Annotated in this window: 16 protein-coding genes and 1 pseudogene; 10 read left to right on the top strand and 7 right to left on the bottom strand. The window is 57.0% G+C overall.

Features of this window, described 5'->3' with window-relative positions:
• Positions 1–191: 191 nt before the first annotated feature.
• From creC to BM321_RS15440, 3 genes are all read right to left on the bottom strand, one after another.
• Positions 192–1,610: a two-component system sensor histidine kinase CreC gene (gene creC / locus BM321_RS15450; protein WP_092443090.1), complete on the bottom strand. Its 1,419-nt coding sequence runs from the start codon at positions 1,608–1,610 to the stop codon at positions 192–194.
• Entirely contained in the window at positions 1,610–2,290 is a 681-nt protein-coding gene (creB, locus tag BM321_RS15445; protein WP_092443088.1) for a two-component system response regulator CreB, read from the bottom strand. Before creB ends, creC begins: the two co-directional genes overlap by 1 nt.
• Before the next feature lie 69 nt (positions 2,291–2,359).
• A complete protein-coding gene (locus tag BM321_RS15440) occupies positions 2,360–2,866 on the bottom strand; it encodes a retropepsin-like aspartic peptidase RloA2 (RefSeq protein WP_072405814.1) in 507 nt (168 codons plus the stop codon).
• Between the two features lie 344 nt (positions 2,867–3,210).
• Here BM321_RS15440 and BM321_RS15435 point away from each other — a divergent pair, with 344 nt between their 5' ends.
• A complete protein-coding gene (locus BM321_RS15435; RefSeq protein WP_092443085.1) occupies positions 3,211–4,104 on the top strand; it encodes an acyltransferase in 894 nt (297 codons plus the stop codon).
• An 80-nt stretch (positions 4,105–4,184) separates the two neighbouring features.
• Positions 4,185–5,225, top strand: a complete 1,041-nt coding sequence (locus BM321_RS30935; protein WP_256573436.1) for an RHS repeat-associated core domain-containing protein — start codon at positions 4,185–4,187, stop codon at positions 5,223–5,225.
• 86 nt (positions 5,226–5,311) lie between these two features.
• Here BM321_RS30935 and BM321_RS15425 read toward each other — a convergent pair whose 3' ends face one another.
• A complete protein-coding gene (locus BM321_RS15425) occupies positions 5,312–5,881 on the bottom strand; it encodes a DUF2780 domain-containing protein (RefSeq protein ID WP_092443083.1) in 570 nt (189 codons plus the stop codon).
• 310 nt (positions 5,882–6,191) lie between these two features.
• Between BM321_RS15425 and BM321_RS15420 the strand changes: the two genes are divergently transcribed.
• The 8 genes and pseudogenes from BM321_RS15420 to BM321_RS30530 all read left to right on the top strand — a co-directional run bounded on the left by BM321_RS15420 (position 6,192) and on the right by BM321_RS30530 (position 12,240).
• Positions 6,192–6,599, top strand: a complete 408-nt coding sequence (locus tag BM321_RS15420; protein WP_092443081.1) for a DUF3757 domain-containing protein — start codon at positions 6,192–6,194, stop codon at positions 6,597–6,599.
• A gap of 105 nt (positions 6,600–6,704) precedes the next feature.
• Positions 6,705–7,280: a hypothetical protein gene (locus BM321_RS15415; protein WP_092443079.1), complete on the top strand. Its 576-nt coding sequence runs from the start codon at positions 6,705–6,707 to the stop codon at positions 7,278–7,280.
• A 236-nt stretch (positions 7,281–7,516) separates the two neighbouring features.
• Positions 7,517–7,711: pseudogene (locus BM321_RS15410) on the top strand (hypothetical protein); the annotation flags it as partial.
• 179 nt (positions 7,712–7,890) lie between these two features.
• A complete protein-coding gene (locus BM321_RS15405) occupies positions 7,891–8,103 on the top strand; it encodes a cold-shock protein (protein WP_092443075.1) in 213 nt (70 codons plus the stop codon).
• Between the two features lie 80 nt (positions 8,104–8,183).
• The gene (locus BM321_RS29895; protein ID WP_139230494.1) at positions 8,184–8,999 is read left to right on the top strand and encodes a hypothetical protein; all 816 of its coding nucleotides are present in this window, start codon (positions 8,184–8,186) and stop codon (positions 8,997–8,999) included.
• A 29-nt stretch (positions 9,000–9,028) separates the two neighbouring features.
• Positions 9,029–10,021 carry an RHS repeat-associated core domain-containing protein gene (locus BM321_RS15400; RefSeq protein ID WP_092443072.1) on the top strand — a complete coding sequence of 331 codons (993 nt, stop codon included), beginning with the start codon at positions 9,029–9,031 and terminating at the stop codon, positions 10,019–10,021.
• 169 nt (positions 10,022–10,190) lie between these two features.
• The gene (locus tag BM321_RS15395) at positions 10,191–11,240 is read left to right on the top strand and encodes an RHS repeat-associated core domain-containing protein (protein ID WP_092443070.1); all 1,050 of its coding nucleotides are present in this window, start codon (positions 10,191–10,193) and stop codon (positions 11,238–11,240) included.
• Positions 11,241–11,259: 19 nt separating this feature from the next.
• The gene (locus tag BM321_RS30530) at positions 11,260–12,240 is read left to right on the top strand and encodes an RHS repeat-associated core domain-containing protein (protein WP_092443068.1); all 981 of its coding nucleotides are present in this window, start codon (positions 11,260–11,262) and stop codon (positions 12,238–12,240) included.
• 68 nt (positions 12,241–12,308) lie between these two features.
• Here the strand turns inward: BM321_RS30530 and fdhA are convergent, their stop codons facing one another.
• The 3 genes from fdhA to BM321_RS15375 all read right to left on the bottom strand — a co-directional run bounded on the left by fdhA (position 12,309) and on the right by BM321_RS15375 (position 15,383).
• On the bottom strand, positions 12,309–13,508 hold the full coding sequence (fdhA, locus tag BM321_RS15385) for a formaldehyde dehydrogenase, glutathione-independent (RefSeq protein ID WP_092443066.1): 1,200 nt from the start codon (positions 13,506–13,508) through the stop codon (positions 12,309–12,311).
• A 225-nt stretch (positions 13,509–13,733) separates the two neighbouring features.
• A complete protein-coding gene (purU, locus tag BM321_RS15380; RefSeq protein WP_092333332.1) occupies positions 13,734–14,591 on the bottom strand; it encodes a formyltetrahydrofolate deformylase in 858 nt (285 codons plus the stop codon).
• A gap of 159 nt (positions 14,592–14,750) precedes the next feature.
• Positions 14,751–15,383 (bottom strand): sarcosine oxidase subunit gamma, encoded by a 633-nt coding sequence (locus BM321_RS15375; RefSeq protein WP_072405821.1) that lies wholly within the window; start codon positions 15,381–15,383, stop codon positions 14,751–14,753.
• Between the last annotated feature and the right edge of the window lie 52 nt (positions 15,384–15,435).

The following is a 15,435-nucleotide window of genomic DNA, read 5'->3' as shown; positions in this document are numbered from 1 at the left end:
GAGTCTGGAGTGGTTGTGTGAGGGGTTTGTGGGGGGAATGTGGAGATTGTGTGGAGAACCAGGAACCTTTGTGGGAGCGAGCTTGCTCGCGATGGCGGTGGGTCAGCGCCAGCTATGCCGACTGGTACCCGCTATCGCGAGCAAGCTCGCTCCCACAGGAATGGGTGTTTAGTCAGATAGCAACTGCGGGTTCAGGGCAGCCGCAAAACCACCTCCACCCCACCCTCGACATTGCCAATACTGAACTGCCCCCCATGCAACTGCACCACCTCCTCCACGAAGTTGAGCCCCAGGCCGGTGCTCTTGCGGCCGCTGTCCGGGCGCGGCAGGGAGTAGAAGCGTTCGCTCAGGCGGGGCAGCGCGTAGTCGGGGATCGGCGCGGCCTGATTGAACAGGCGGATCTCGACGCAGTCCCCACGGCGCTCGGCGCTGACCCGCAGCAGGCCGTTGACGGGAGTGAAGTCCAGGGCGTTTTCCAGCAAATTGCCCAAGGCCTGGCGCAACAGGAACGGCTCTCCCGTCAACGTCAGGTCGGCAGCGATGTGCCGTTCGACCTTCAACTGGCGACTTTCGATCCAGCCGCCGCGCGCTTCCAGCAACTCGTCCATCAACGTCGCCAGCGGTACCGAGACTTCTTCTTCCAACCCCTGGCGCTGCTCGATCTGGGCCAGGTTGAGCAAGCGTTCGATCAACTGCTGCATGCGCGCACTTTCATTGTCGATGTTACTGACGAAGCGCTGGTGCTGGGCGGCGGGCATGTCGCTTTGCAGCAGTTCGGCGGCGCCACGAATCGCCGCCAGCGGGCTCTTGAGTTCGTGGGTGAGCGTGTGCACGTAACGCTCGACGTACGCCTTGCCTTCGAGTTGAGTGCGCATGTGTTCCACGGCCCCCGCCAATTGCTCAAACTCGCCGCCACGATAATGCGGCACTTCCACCCGACGCCCCTGGCTGACCGCCTGTGCATAGCTCGTCAAACGCCGCAATGCCGCGCTGAGCCACCACGACAGCAAGCCGCCCAGCAACAAGCCCAGGGCGACCAAGCCGGCACCGTAGGCCAAGAGGCGCCGCTCGGTGCGGTCGACATAAGGCTGCAAGGAACTGTTGGGCTTGGCGACGGTGACAACGCCGATGATCCGGCCGTTGTCGCGGATCGGCGCGCCGACGTGCATCACCGAAGACGCCGGATCGTCCGGATCGCTACGGCTCGAGCGGGCGCCGTAGTGGCCGCGCAGGGTCAGGTAGACGTCGTTCCAGCGCGAATAATCCTGCCCTACCGCCACGCCACTGGAGTCGAGCACCACGATGCCGTTGGCATCCGTGACGTAGATGCGATGGCTGACCTGATTCTTCGGCAGGCCCCAGATCGTCGCCGCCGGCTGGCGCTCGCCGTAGGCCTTGAGCAATTGCGGCCAGCGATTCTGGTTGAGGGTGCCGGCCTTGAAATCGTCCCGCAGGATCTCGGCCATCAGGTTGGCGGTGTCCACCAGGGTTTCTTCGGTGGACTGGCGCACGCCGGGGCGGATTTCCTCCATGACCGTGTTGAGCACGAAATAGCCGGTCAGGGCGATAAACAGCACATACACCAGGAAAATCCGGATCCCCAGCGACATCAGCTGTGCCCCGGGCTGTAGCTGTAGCCCAGGCCTCGATGTGTCTGGATCGGTTCGGCCTCGGCCCGGACCAGGCGCAACTTGGCGCGCACGCTCTTGATGTGGCTGTCGATGCTGCGCTCGTAGCCGGCATCGCTGGCAACGCCCAAGGCATCGAGCAATTGTTCGCGACTGAAGACCCGCTCGGGTTGCTCCAGCAGACAATTGAGCAGGCGGAATTCGTGGCGGGTGAGGTTCAGCGGTTTGCCGCGATAGTGGATCTGCACACGGTCGGCATCGACCTGAAACAGTCCCATGCCCGGCTCCACCGCTGGACGCGGCGCCACGCGCTTGAGAATCGCCCGGACCCTGGCCGCCACCTCGCGGGGGCTGAAGGGTTTGACCACGTAATCGTCGGCACCGATTTCCAGGCCGACAACGCGGTCGATTTCAGCATTGCGCGCGGTGAGAAAAATGACCGGGACGTCGCTGAAGCGCCTGAGTTGCTTGCACGTTTCGAAGCCGCTGATATCCGGCAGGCCGACATCGAGGATGATCAGGTCCACCGGGGTACTTTTCTGATGCTCGAGGGCCGCCGCGCCTAGGCTCAGCCACGTGGTGTCGAAACCTTCGCTCTGTAGGGCAAACACCAGCGTATCGGCGATGGCGGCTTCGTCTTCGACAATCAGGATATGAGGCATGGCTTACGAGCCCGGCTGTAAAGTTGCCGGAACGGTGCCCCAAGCCTCGCAGCACGTCAATCGGGGAAATCAGCAGTCGGGTTTATCCGCCGTATAACGCCGGGCGGGGTTCACCGCCGCGCCGAACTCACGCAACGCCTTGGCGCCGATCAGCAACGGGTAGTTGAAACTGCTGCGGTCGGTCAGGTTGACTTCCACGGTGCGCTTGACGTTGCCCAGGCACATTTCCAGCTCCACCACCGGGCGCTTGCTGGGGGCGATCTTTTCGTCGTCGTCTTCATCTTCTTCGGAGCGGGTCTTGATCTTGCTGATGCGCGCGACCTTGTGTTCATAGATCTTGTTGCTCGCATCCTTGGTCGCCAGGCGAAAGCGCACCCAGTCATCGCCGTCACGGGTGAAGGTCTCGATGTCCTTGGCCGACAACGAGGCAGTCAACGCACCGGTGTCCATCTTGGCCTTGAGCACTTCACCGCCGATTTCCGGCAGCGCAATGTATTCGTAGCGCCCGTACAGGGTCGGCTCGGCGGCCAGCACTGGGAGGGCCACCAGGGTAAGCAGGGCGAGAAGGGATTTCATGCAATTGGGCTTCCTGTATGGGTGGGCTTTTAGACCGTGACGGGGGGATTCGTTCGGTTGGTTCACGCACCTGTGGCCAAAGATAGCGCTCGCTCGGCAGTGTAGGAGCTGTCGAGTGCAACGAGGCTGCGATCTTGTCCCGATCAATTGGAGTCCAAAGCGAAAGATCAAAAGATCGCAGCCTTCGGCAGCTCCTACGACGCAGCCCAGCGGGAGCAAACTCCCTCGCCACAGAAGCAAACCCAGCATACCGATCAAAAGGTGAAACATTCGTCCATACCGATTTGGCCTACCGCCCGAAGCTTGCTTATCATGGCCCGCCCACACGTTTGCAAGAGTCATCTATGCGCCGCCTGCTCACCGGCTGTTTCGTCACCCTGCTGCTGTTGCTCAACACCCTGGTGCTGTTCGGGCCGCTGATGGTGTTCGCCCTGCTCAAACTGGTCCTGCCCGGGCGCTTTCGCGACTACGCCTCGTGGGCGGTGATGTGGATCGCCGAGACCTGGGCCGAGATCGACAAACTGGTCTTTGCCCTGTGCATCCCTACCCGCTGGGACATTCGCGGCGGTGCGGACCTGCGCAGCGATACCTCTTACCTGGTGATCAGCAATCACCAGTCCTGGGTCGACATCCCCGCCCTCGTCCAGACCCTCAACCGGCGCACGCCGTTCTTCAAGTTCTTCCTCAAGAAGGAACTGATCTGGGTACCGTTCCTGGGGCTGGCCTGGTGGGCCTTGGATTACCCTTTCATGAAACGCTACACCAAGGCGTTCCTGGCCAAGAACCCGGAGCTGGCCGGCAAGGACCTGGAAATCACCAAGGCCGCCTGCGAGCTGTTCAAGCGTCAACCGGTCACCGTGGTCAACTACCTCGAAGGCACCCGCTTCACCACCGCCAAAAGCCGACAACAGCAATCGCCCTTCACCCACCTGCTCAAGCCCAAGGCCGGTGGCGTGGCGTTCGTGCTGGCGGCCATGGGTGAACAACTGGATGCGGTACTGGACGTGACGGTGGTGTACCCGCAAGAGAAGATTCCCGGGTTCTGGGACTTGATCAGCGGCGCGGTGCCCAGGGTCATCATCGACATCCAGACCCGCGAGCTGGACCCGGCATTGTGGCAGGGCGACTACGAAAACGACCCGGTGTTTCGCCAGCACGTGCAGGATTGGGTGAATCAGCTATGGACTGAAAAGGACCAACGCATCGAGGCGTTGCGTCGCGAAGGGCAGGGTTCCTAACTGTTCTGATAGTAGGCAGCGGCGGGGGAATCTACGATGCTGAAGGTCCTGATTTTTGGACCTTGCACGGAGCCCGGCGTATGCCTGCTGCCCCTCATGAAACCGTGTTGTGCCGCTATCGCTACGACCCGCTGGATCGCCTGATCGATTGCGCGCCATCCGCTGAGGCCGGCATCCAGCGCTTTTATTGCAAAAGCCGGCTGGCGACCGAGATACAGGGGGCGGTGCAACGCAGCGTCTTCCAGCATGACGACCAACTGTTGGCGCAAATTCGGCGCGAGGATTTGAAGGCCGACATCACCCTGCTGGCGACCGATCACCAACGCTCAGTCCTGAACGCCCTCGACGCCACCTGCCGCCATCCCCTCGCCTACACGCCCTACGGCCATCGCCCGGCGGAAAACGGCTTGCTCAGTTTGCTCGGGTTCAATGGGGAACGGCCGGATCCAGTGACGGGGCATTATTTGTTGGGGAATGGGTATCGGGCGTTCAATACGGTGTTGATGCGGTTTAATAGTCCGGATAGTTGGAGTCCGTTTGGGGAAGGAGGAGTAAATGCCTATGTGTATTGCAATGGAGAGCCGACGAATCAAACGGATCCAACAGGACACTTTTCATTTTTCAAGGGAATCCGTTCGCTTTGGCGAAACCTCTTCAAGTCGTCAAAAACTCATTACAAATATGAGGCTCAGCTAGCTCAAAGAAATGCGACTCAGAAAGGATTGAAGCTAGAAAGAATAGAAAGCGAACTGGTGTTAAAAACATCAGAACTAGAAGAGATGAAAGTCAAACTAACGCAAACAGCATCAGAGCTGGAAGCCACAAAGACCAAACATCTGGTTGAGTATATAAGTTACGAAGGAAAAATCGCCGACCAGGCAGATGAAATTGCAAAGCTGAAGATGCTCAATCAAACGCTGAAGGACAACCACCAAAAGCTATTGTCAAAAAAAGCTCAGCAGCCTCCCTCGCCAGCCAGGAGTCGTTTTGCTCCCCCCATCCCGCGACGCCCTGTCGCGACCCTAGCCTCACAGAACACTAAGAATGATCTATGGCAGAAGCAACTGGCATATTTAGATCTCGCGCAACCAAATCAAACAATTCGTAAGCCATCATCATGATTTCGAAGAGGCAACGTTTATGTAAACAGTAGATCGAAGCCAGTCTCAAAAGCTTCGAACTTAACAATGCCCACGGGCGCGATTGGTCAAATATCGGCGCCCCAGATACCGCCCAAATTCTGCAACAACGAACCACCCACTCCCTGATGCCCAAGATATTGAAGAATCACCGGAGCAAACTGCCCAATCATCCCACTGTCCATACCCAGCGCACTGAAGGTATTGTTCAGATCATTAATGTCCTTGACATTACCCAGCAAACCATCGAGCAAAGCATTTTTATCCGATCCACCACCCAACAACCCACCCAGGCCATTTAGCCCACCAATGGCGCTGTTGCCGGCAATTTGATCCAGCCCCGGCACGCTTTTGCTCAACTCGGAAAACTGCGGTTCGCTGAGCCGATTCTTCGCCAGCCCCAGCATCGCACCGGCGCCACCGACGGCCTGTTCCGGCGTGATCTTGAGTTCCGACCCCAGGGTGTTGAGCAGGCCGGCAGCTTTCGGCGCGGCGGCTACGACGCCCTCTTCCTCACCTGAGTTGCCCTGCATCGCCGACACCACATTGGCCGCATCGCTGAGGCTGAACTGCGCGAAGGCCGGGCTGGCAGCCAGCGACAGCAGGCAAGACAGGGCAAAACCGCGTGAAACCTTCATCCCGAACATCCTCTGAACTCTGAAAAAAAACGCCCGTGAGGGGGCGGCGCAAAAACGAGCGTTGGACTGGGTTGGGCGAGGATTGTTCCTCCTCTAGGATTTGCATCTGAATCCGCTTCCTTTGCCTGAATCTGCTAATCCTTCAGTCACTTCCGCTTTTCAGAAAGTTTTGAGTTTCTTATCGCCAAACGACAACAGATCAGAATCAACTAATTCCAAATCAACATAAACAACTGTCAGCCTTGACAGTAGTCCCCGCCACATATAGCCGCAAACAATGTCGCCGACACGAGAAAACGGAGGCTGGCAAATGCGAAACATACTGACTGTCAGCGGCGCCGGAATGCTCTTGCTGATCATCGGTCATGTCCATGCCGGTGAGATAACCTGTCCTGGCATCACACAAATTCATAGGGACATCGGATCGATAGACGTTCAGGATGATCACGAATGGGAGAACCACAGCATTGTGGAAGTGGCCAACTCTGCGCTGGAGCAATTCAACGGCGCCGAGTTCGCGATCCATGAACCGGACGTAGATAACCAGACCCCGACGAGGGCAACCATTACTTGCAAGTACGGTGCTATCAATCTGACCCTCGAATACCTCCAAGTCCAAGAGCGGACCCTGCTGCCGTGGGCGGATAATCGTTGCGAAAGCCCGGACATAAAAACATGCAGGTTAATCAGTGCCGATGACTTTCGCGTCAGCTTTTGACGGTCGATCACCCGGATCAGGTGTCCCAGCGTTGCGCCTCTAGAACGTCCTGCCATTGGCTGCACGGTTACCGTACAGTGCGGCTTCCTCCTGCAGAGTTTGCCTATGAATGTAAAAATTGGCGGAGCGACCCTCGCGGTCATCCTGGCGGGCATGCTCATTGCCTTTGGTGTCACCGAATGCCAGCGGGGTCCGCTGAATCCAGAGCTTGCCGACGACATCAGTGACGCGCAGAAGACCTGGCTGACCATCGAGCATCGCATCAAACGCTCCGACCCGGCCCTGATCGAGGTGAGCCGCGATCAGCAGACGCTGACCGTGCTCTACCGTCCAAGCACTTGCGCGGATGACTGCGAGCCCTGGGTCCCGCACATGCTGCGCGTGGTCGGCCACGGCCTGGCGGCGCTCAATGGCGCGCCGGGGGGCAAGCAATACACGCAAGTGACGGTCAAGGCGCGACTGCTGGCTGATGATGACGTGGAACTGGTCTACGACATGCAGGGCTTCGACGCCATCAAACTGCAACAAGGTGGCTACGTCACCTTCGCCAGCATGCCCCGTGGCCTGAACTTCAGCGGCGCCGCCTTGACCCAGGCGCAAGACTATTGCCAAGGCCCCAGCGCCCGGGGTTTCTATCCTGAATTCTGCGACCGGGTCGGGGCCGCAACTGCACACCCATAACCGGGTGGCGAGGGAGCTTGCTCCCGCTCGAGTGCGAAGCGCTCGCCGCTGGTATCTGAAAAGCAGGGGGCTGCTGCCTAATGCCAGTCAGTTAAGGATCAAACGACACAAAACCTGTGGGAGCAAAGCTTGCTCGCGCTGGCGGCAGACCCGTCAATAGCGTTGTCGACTGGCTCATCCCAATCGCGAGCAAGCTTTGCTCCCACGGGTTTGGGGCTTAACTGACTGGCATTTGGATCCTCTACGAAACCGCCGCCTACCGCATCCGCGCCGCCACCCAACTATTGGAAAACATCGCCTTCCGCGAGGAGAACAGTTCCGACGCCGTCGTCCTCCACGACTTCGCCCTGCTTCTGGCGATTCCCTTGCGCGACGGTTGCGATGTACTGGACGTGATCGGCCGCCGCTTACAGGCGCAAGCCCTGGCATGACCGCCACGTGACAGTCATCTGAATATCACCTGCCACCGGTTATTTCCTCTCGGTATTGCCTACTGTCAACTCTGACAGTAGGCAGCTGTCCGGCCCGACTTTAAGCTCGAACCGTGTCAACGAAAACAAGGCCATGGACAATCGGCCTTTATAAATTCGGGCAAGCAGAGACAATAAAAATGAGCGACCGAATTATGGGAACCGTTAAATGGTTTAATGATGCAAAGGGCTATGGCTTCATCACATGTGGCAAAGGTGGCGAGGAATTGTTCGTGCACTATTCCGCAATATCCGGCGAGGGATATAAAACGCTGAAGGAAAGGCAAACCGTTTCTTTTGAAATCGAAAAAGGAGCAAAAGGCATGCAAGCCACAAGAGTGACGCCGGAATAGAGTCATCCACGAACTTATATAGTGAACTACCAATTACGCCGATAGCACTCGGGCGCCTTGGTGGATCAAGGAGTGAACTCATGACTAAGCAGGCGCATAAAAACCACCAAAACCTAATCATCAACGGCACCTTCGATAATGGCCTTGAGGGCTGGAGCGCCAGGCAGGTTACTTGGGCAGGTGGCCGTGCACGGTTCGCGCCTAATGGCAACCTGTCACAGACCGTGAGTTTGAATGCACCAGGAACGGTCAAATTACTCTTTAATGTCTCTTCATACTATGGCGTCGGCGGGGTCAGGTTATCGGCTGGAGGTGTCTATTGCAGTATCAATCGGGCGGGACCGTATGAAGTTGATTTCACGGTTGACAGCGGCAACTCCGTCGACCTGATCTTCACATCACAAGGCGCTTATGATGTCGATGATGTTGAGTTCTACTTTGAAGAAGCCGAATGCCAACCCGTGCAATTGCTGCAGAATGGTGGCTTCGATAATGGACTTGAAGGGTGGGACTATGACGGGGAGATAAACATTGTTGATGGTCAAGCCCATTTCAGCGAGCGTTCAAGGCTGTTCCAACAAATCGCAATAAAACCTGGCACGCCGATTGTCGTTAGGTACTCTTGCAGGACAAGCATACGGTGCAGCGTCTCGTGCGGTATCCCTGAATATAATTTCAGTTGGTTTAGCGTAAATCCTGAGTGGATAACAAAAGCTTACACATTTGCTGCACCGGAAGGAGTCACTCCAACGCTCGTTCATGTCGAGTTTCGACTGTTCTCCTCGTCTCAGCCCCAACCAACTTTTCTCCATGTGGACGACGTTGAGGTTTGGGCATGTCCCGCAGAAGCAGGTGCCATGACAAAAATCCGGCACGACCTGTGGTCGATTGAATAAGGAACCGCTGGTCATCTGAGAGGGAAACCATGTCGGCGAGGCCAAACAGCATACTTTGTCGTTATCGCTACGACCCACTGGATCGCCTTGCCGATTGCACACCATTGGCCCAGGCCCGCATCCAACGCTTCTATCTCAAAGAGCGTCTGACCAGCGAAATCCAAGACTCGGTACAACGGTCGATTTTCCAGCAAGACGATTATCTCCTCGCGCAACAACAGCGCCCGTCCGGTGCCGTCGAAACCACTTTGCTCGCCACCGACCAGCAACGCACAGTGTTGCACGCACTCGCTGCCGCGCAGTCTCATGCCTTCGCCTATACATCTTACGGTCATCGCCCCCCGGAAAACGGTCTACTTAGCATGCTCGGCTTCAGCGGCGAGAGGCCGGACCTGGTAACCGGGCATTATTTATTGGGCAACGGGTATCGGGCGTTCAACCCCGTGCTGATGCGATTCAATAGTCCAGACAAACTGAGCCCCTTTGGCAAAGGCGGCTTGAACGCCTATGGCTATTGCGCGGGTGATCCTATCAATCGAGTGGACCCGACAGGTGAGTTTGGAATACCGCTCGCGCCTATCCAACGAGCGTTGACCATCGCCCTGCATTCGATTGTTCCTGCCGGCATGATTTTCGGCCCCAAAGTGTCCGGCGCTTCTCTGTGGGCTACCCGCGTCAGTCTGGGGGGCTCGGCCAGTAGCGTCGTGGGGGCAGCCCTACAGCTCACGGGTAACAAGTTCGGCCCCCTTGTATCGGCGTTTGGCACTACAGCGTTGGTCATTGGAGCCTCCGTCCGCGGTGCACTGGCGGTGCGTGCCGCCTACCAAGCCGGAACCCTGGCGAAAACCGTGAAGACTAACGTTAGGAATATTCTGGGTCTTTCCGTTCCAACCGACACACCCGTGTCTAAAATTCTGCCTAAAGCCATTTTGCCGATTGATACTGTTACAAAATCAAGCACCGTTTTGTCGAGCACAGATGATTTGCCCCAAACAGCGGCAAATATTAGGGAATCAAGTTAATACATCTTCGAACACGGTAAATACGACATATCACTGGCCGTGTTGAGAGCGAACATCAAACGCAAGGAACAAAGCATGCTATTCCTAATACTTCTCGCTGAAGGTTGGCCTCCGCCGATTCGAAGAGAATAACGATGGTAACCCGCCGCACTTTTGAAAGAGCCTGCCGATGTCGACTACGCAGCACACCTTACTCTGCCGCTACCACTACGACCCGCTGGATCGCCTGGTCGGCAGTACCTCCTTGACCAAGGCCCACACCCAGCACTTTTACCTCAAAGAGCGTCTGACCAGCGAAATTCAAGGCTCGGTATGTCGGTCAATTTTCCAGCAAGACGATCAACTTCTGGCGCAACAGCAGCGCCAGTCTGGTGTCGTCGAAGCCACTTTGCTTGCCACCGACCAGCAACGCACGGTGTTGCACGCTCTCGATGCCATTGCCTACACACCTTACGGTCATCGTTCCCCGAAAGGCGGTCTACTCATTCTGCTCGGCTTCAACGGCGAACGACCAGCCCTAGGGACTGGACATTATTTGTTGGGAAATGGCTATCGAGCGTTCAATCCAGTTCTGATGCGGTTCAACAATCCAGATAGTTTCAGCCCGTTTAGCAAGGGCGGGATAAATGCCTATGCTTACTGTCTCGGCGATCCGATTAATCGCAGTGACCCAACGGGTCACATAGGCGCATGGTTTGGGAAAATTCTGGGCTACGTCGATAATACCAATTCATTGATCAAAACAGTAACAAATGCTGCCCCTGCCAAAATCGCAAGCGGACATGCTAACACTGCCGTCCAGCCGAGCTTTTTCGAAGAGATTATCCAACTGATACAACAATCGCTCACACGCAACACAGAAAAACCGGTCAAAACGGTAGCCGCTAGAGAACTTCTCGCCTCCTCAGTACCCAAAGATGCCCGTGATCCTTTCATCAGGAGGCTCAAAGCAGTAAATGAAAACCTAGCAAGTCATGGAGATAACAAACTTTCCAAGACTGATGCACAACTGTATGCACGCTTCGCACATTCGGTGAATACAGGGCAGCTCAGTAATTCCGGCGCTCACGCTGAGGCTGCCCTTATGTGGGGGAAGAAACTTATCAGAAACGGAGGCCCAGATAGCGTAGTTGGTCTGGTCTTTAACATAGGGGGCGTCTTTGGCAGCGGTGCTCATGATGCATCCCAACTCAAGACCGGTGCAGCAATTCGAAAATAACCCTTCAGAGGCCGACTTTATGTCACCGAGCCAGAAAGACCTACTCTGCCGCTACCACTACGACCCGTTGGATCGCCTGGTTGATTGCACGCCTATAACGCAAGCCAGCATCCAGCATTTTTATCAGAATGATCGGCTAACAACCGAAATCCAAGGGGCGACGCAACGTTGTATTTTCCAACAGGACGATCGACTCCTGGCGCAACAACACCATGGCAATACGACCGTAACCACTTTGCTCGCTACCGACCAAAAACGATCGGTATCTCACACAGTCCATGCAGCAAAACACCACCCCTTCGCCTACTCACCGTACGGCCATTGCTCGTTCGAAAGTGGGCTATTCAGTCTGCTCGGCTTCAACGGCGAACGACCGGATCCGGTGACAGGGCATTATCTATTGGGTAAGGGATACAGGGCGTTCATCCCGGTGTTGATGCGGTTCAGCAGTCCCGACAGTTTGAGTCCATTCGGTAAGGGGGGATTAAATGCATATGCGTATTGCAAAGGAGATCCGATAAACAACAGCGACCCAACCGGGCACTTTCGTTTTCCTGCTATTTTCAAGTTGAAGTTCTGGAGGTCTTTTTTCAAGACAAACAAGCGATCAAGTCAAGCTGCTACAAGAGGCAACTTAATTGGCAACTATAAAAAATCCGAAGACACATTAAAAAAGACACCTATCTTTCAGACTCACCTCCAGGCACGTCACAACCCATTAAACCTCAACACCCATCAGAATATCGAACAAAGAAAATTAGCTATTGTTTCAGCGAAAAAGATGGAAATTCTTGCCCGCGAAAAAGCGACCAAGGGTTCAATAGAATTCCAACGAACATTTATCCGTAAGATTGCAAGTTCCGAAAAACCAAATCAATACCAGAAGGAGCTAACGGTAGAATTGATCGATACTTTAACAGAACTGTTACCTGAAACGGAAAAGCGATTAAAACAGCTTCCATTAATCACTCCACAAACAACCATACGCAGGCCAACCTGAACCCGCCAAGCTATTAACCTGCCCATAAAAAAGGGCGACTGCTGTCGCCCAATTTTATTAAAACGTTCTCAAGCCGCACTAAACAACTTATGCGGATCAATCACAAACTTCTTCGGCACACCCGCATCGAACTCGCCATACCCCTTCGGTGCATCATCCAGGCTGATCACCTGTACACCAACGATTTCAGCGATGTTGATACGGTCCCACATGATCGCCTGCATCAGCTGGCGGTTGTACTTCATCACCGGGGTCTGGCCGGTGTGGAAGCTGTGGGATTTGGCCCAGCCCAGGCCGAAGCGGATGCTCAGGCTGCCCATTTTTGCCGCCGCATCGACTGCGCCCGGATCTTCGGTGACGTAGAGACCGGGGATGCCGATCTTGCCAGCGACGCGGACCACACCCATCAACGAGTTGAGTACGGTGGCCGGGGCTTCGTGCTTGACGCCGTCATGGCCATGGCCGCGGGCTTCGAAGCCTACCGCATCGACAGCACAGTCGACTTCAGGCTCGCCCAGCAGCGCAGCGATCTGTTCGTGCAACGGTGTATCGGTGGACAGGTCGGCAATTTCGAAACCCTGGGCCTTGGCGTGAGCCAGGCGGACCGGGTTGACGTCGCCGATGATCACCACCGCCGCGCCCAACAGGCGAGCGGAAGCGGCAGCCGCCAGGCCAACCGGACCGGCACCCGCGATGTAGACGGTGCTGCCAGGGCCAACCCCAGCAGTGACGGCGCCGTGGTAGCCGGTCGGCAGGATGTCGGACAGGCAGGTCAGGTCACGGATCTTCTCCATGGCCTTGTCGCGGTCCGGCAGTTTCAGCAGGTTGAAATCGGCGTACGGCACCAGTACGTATTCGGCTTGGCCGCCGGTCCAGTCGCCCATGTCCACATAACCGTAGGCACCGCCGGCACGGGCCGGGTTGACGCTCAGGCAGACGCCCGTGTGTTGCTCCTTGCAGGAACGGCAGCGCCCGCAAGCTACGTTGAACGGCACCGACACCAGATCACCGATTTTCAGGTTCTCGACATCGCTGCCCTTTTCGATCACTTCACCGGTGATCTCGTGACCCAGGACCAGACCGGTCTGGGCAGTGGTACGACCGCGGACCATGTGTTGGTCGGAGCCGCAGATGTTGGTGGAGACCACGCGCAGGATGACACCGTGCTCAATCTTCCTGCCGCGCGGGTCCTGCATTTTTGGATAGTCGATTTTCTGTACTTCGACCTTACCTTGGCCGAGATACACGACACCACGATTACCAGACATGCTTTCACCTCGCTGTTGTTTTTGTGGAACTGCGTTGCCCAGGCAGGCAGCGCGTTGATTGCTCGGGTTAGTGCTTGTGTCTTGTTTCTTTGTTGTCTCAAGGGCCTCATCGCGAGCAAGCTCGCTCCCACATTGTGTTTTTAGTGCACTTGGGATCTGCATACCGATACAAATCCTGTGGGAGCGAGCTTGCTCGCGAATGGGCTGCGAAGCGGCCCCAAAAATCTAAAGAACGACCGTGCGATTGGCGTTCAAAAACACCCTTCTTTCGATGTGATACCCCACGGCCCGGGCCAGGGTCAGCCCTTCGATGTCCCGTCCCTTGGCAATCAAATCCTCGGGATAGTGGCTGTGGTCCACCACTTCCACGCCCTGGGCGATGATCGGGCCTTCGTCCAGGTCGTTGTTGATGTAATGCGCCGTCGCGCCCACCAGTTTCACGCCCTTGTTGTAAGCCTGGTGATACGGCTTGGCGCCCTTGAAGCCCGGCAGCAGCGAGTGGTGGATGTTGATCGCCTTGCCGTCGAGCTTGCGGCACAACTCCGGCGATAGCACTTGCATGTAGCGGGCAAGGATCACCAGCTCGGCCCCGGTATCTTCGATCACCTGCCACACCTGTCGCTCCTGGGCCGGCTTGTCGTTCGGGTCCAGGGGGAAATGGTAGTAGGGAATCTGGTGCCAGTCGGCCAGCGGCTTGAGGTCGGGGTGGTTGGACACCACGGCCACCACGTCCATGGACAACTGGCCGATGCGCTGGCGGTAGAGCAAATCATTGAGGCAGTGATCGGCCTTGGAGACCATGATCACCACTTTGGGCCGGTAGTTGGGCGGCGTCAGTTCGAAGACCATGCCGAAGGCTTGCGCACGCTCGGCCAGGCCGGCGCGAAAGTCCTGCTCGTCAAAACCGTCGGGCTGGCGAAACTCCACGCGAATGAAGAAACGCGCCGAGAGCCGGTCATCAAAGGAATGGTGTTCGGTGACATAGCAACCCTGCTCGAACAGAAAGCGGGTCACCGCGTCCACGGTGCCGAGCACGCTGGGGCAGTCGGCAGTCAAGATCCATGTATCCGGGGCGCGGCTCATTGCGGTGACTCCTGTTCAAAATTTACTGGGCGACAAAGAACCCTGTGGCGAGGGAGCTTGCTCCCGCTCGACTGCGCAGCAGTCGCCTGATATTGGGGGCTGCTTCGCAACCCAGCGGGAGCAAGCTCCCTCGCCACAAAAGCATTCCAAGGCCATCAATCAGGCCTGCACGCTCAACCCATACTCAGCCGCGGCATCCTGCAACCACAGCCACCAGTAATCGGAGAAGCTGCGGCGGATCACCAGTTCCCAGGTGTCTTCGCCCGTGTGGCGGATCACCAGTTGCGACTTGGCGAACACCGTACCCACGGCCTTGCCCACCGGGAAGTTGCTTGGGTGTACATCGTAGCTGGTGGATTTCATCAGCACGTCGCGCACGTTCGGGCCGGACAGCTCGAGGATCTGCTGGCCGCCGCTGACGTTGACGATCTGGATGTGCAGGTCGCCCAGGGCTTCACGCAGTTTCTGCTCGGCGGCGAATTCTTCGCCGGTAGGCACCACCAGCAGCCATTCATCCGGGCCGAGCCATTGCAGGCTGGTTTCACCCTTGACGATGACGGCCAGGGCGCCTGGCAATTCCAGGCCCAGGGCCTTGTGCACGCCTGCGGCGAACGCCGGGTCGTGGCCATCGCCACGGAGGGTCAGGTGGCCCAGGAGTTTTTTCTCGCGCACGGTCACACCGGCGTTCTTGCGCCCCTTGCCCACCAGGCTGGCGAGGTCGGCATGGTGCAGCGACGACTCGGCCTTGGCCCCGGTGGTTGGGCGTTGTTGGTACACGTTGACTGCGGTCATGTGGAGCACCTGTCTCGTAGATTGATCGTTCCCACGCTCTGCGTGGGAATGC

This window comes from Pseudomonas sp. NFIX10, assembly GCF_900111955.1.
In the GTDB taxonomy this organism is placed as follows: domain Bacteria; phylum Pseudomonadota; class Gammaproteobacteria; order Pseudomonadales; family Pseudomonadaceae; genus Aquipseudomonas; species Aquipseudomonas fluorescens_AA.
The sequence above is the reverse complement of the archived record's forward strand: the minus strand, read 5'-3'. Positions and strand labels throughout refer to the sequence as shown.

Bases quoted from the DNA above. Each gene is read 5' to 3' on its own strand.
- creC (WP_092443090.1), bottom strand. From the start codon at position 1,610: ATGTCGCTGGGGATCCGGATTTTCCTGGTGTATGTGCTGTTTATCGCC.
- creB (WP_092443088.1), bottom strand. From the start codon at position 2,290: ATGCCTCATATCCTGATTGTCGAAGACGAAGCCGCCATCGCCGATACG.
- BM321_RS15440 (WP_072405814.1), bottom strand. From the start codon at position 2,866: ATGAAATCCCTTCTCGCCCTGCTTACCCTGGTGGCCCTCCCAGTGCTG.
- BM321_RS15435 (WP_092443085.1), top strand. From the start codon at position 3,211: ATGCGCCGCCTGCTCACCGGCTGTTTCGTCACCCTGCTGCTGTTGCTC.
- BM321_RS30935 (WP_256573436.1), top strand. From the start codon at position 4,185: ATGCCTGCTGCCCCTCATGAAACCGTGTTGTGCCGCTATCGCTACGAC.
- BM321_RS15425 (WP_092443083.1), bottom strand. From the start codon at position 5,881: ATGAAGGTTTCACGCGGTTTTGCCCTGTCTTGCCTGCTGTCGCTGGCT.
- BM321_RS15420 (WP_092443081.1), top strand. From the start codon at position 6,192: ATGCGAAACATACTGACTGTCAGCGGCGCCGGAATGCTCTTGCTGATC.
- BM321_RS15415 (WP_092443079.1), top strand. From the start codon at position 6,705: ATGAATGTAAAAATTGGCGGAGCGACCCTCGCGGTCATCCTGGCGGGC.
- BM321_RS15405 (WP_092443075.1), top strand. From the start codon at position 7,891: ATGAGCGACCGAATTATGGGAACCGTTAAATGGTTTAATGATGCAAAG.
- BM321_RS29895 (WP_139230494.1), top strand. From the start codon at position 8,184: ATGACTAAGCAGGCGCATAAAAACCACCAAAACCTAATCATCAACGGC.
- BM321_RS15400 (WP_092443072.1), top strand. From the start codon at position 9,029: ATGTCGGCGAGGCCAAACAGCATACTTTGTCGTTATCGCTACGACCCA.
- BM321_RS15395 (WP_092443070.1), top strand. From the start codon at position 10,191: ATGTCGACTACGCAGCACACCTTACTCTGCCGCTACCACTACGACCCG.
- BM321_RS30530 (WP_092443068.1), top strand. From the start codon at position 11,260: ATGTCACCGAGCCAGAAAGACCTACTCTGCCGCTACCACTACGACCCG.
- fdhA (WP_092443066.1), bottom strand. From the start codon at position 13,508: ATGTCTGGTAATCGTGGTGTCGTGTATCTCGGCCAAGGTAAGGTCGAA.
- purU (WP_092333332.1), bottom strand. From the start codon at position 14,591: ATGAGCCGCGCCCCGGATACATGGATCTTGACTGCCGACTGCCCCAGC.
- BM321_RS15375 (WP_072405821.1), bottom strand. From the start codon at position 15,383: ATGACCGCAGTCAACGTGTACCAACAACGCCCAACCACCGGGGCCAAG.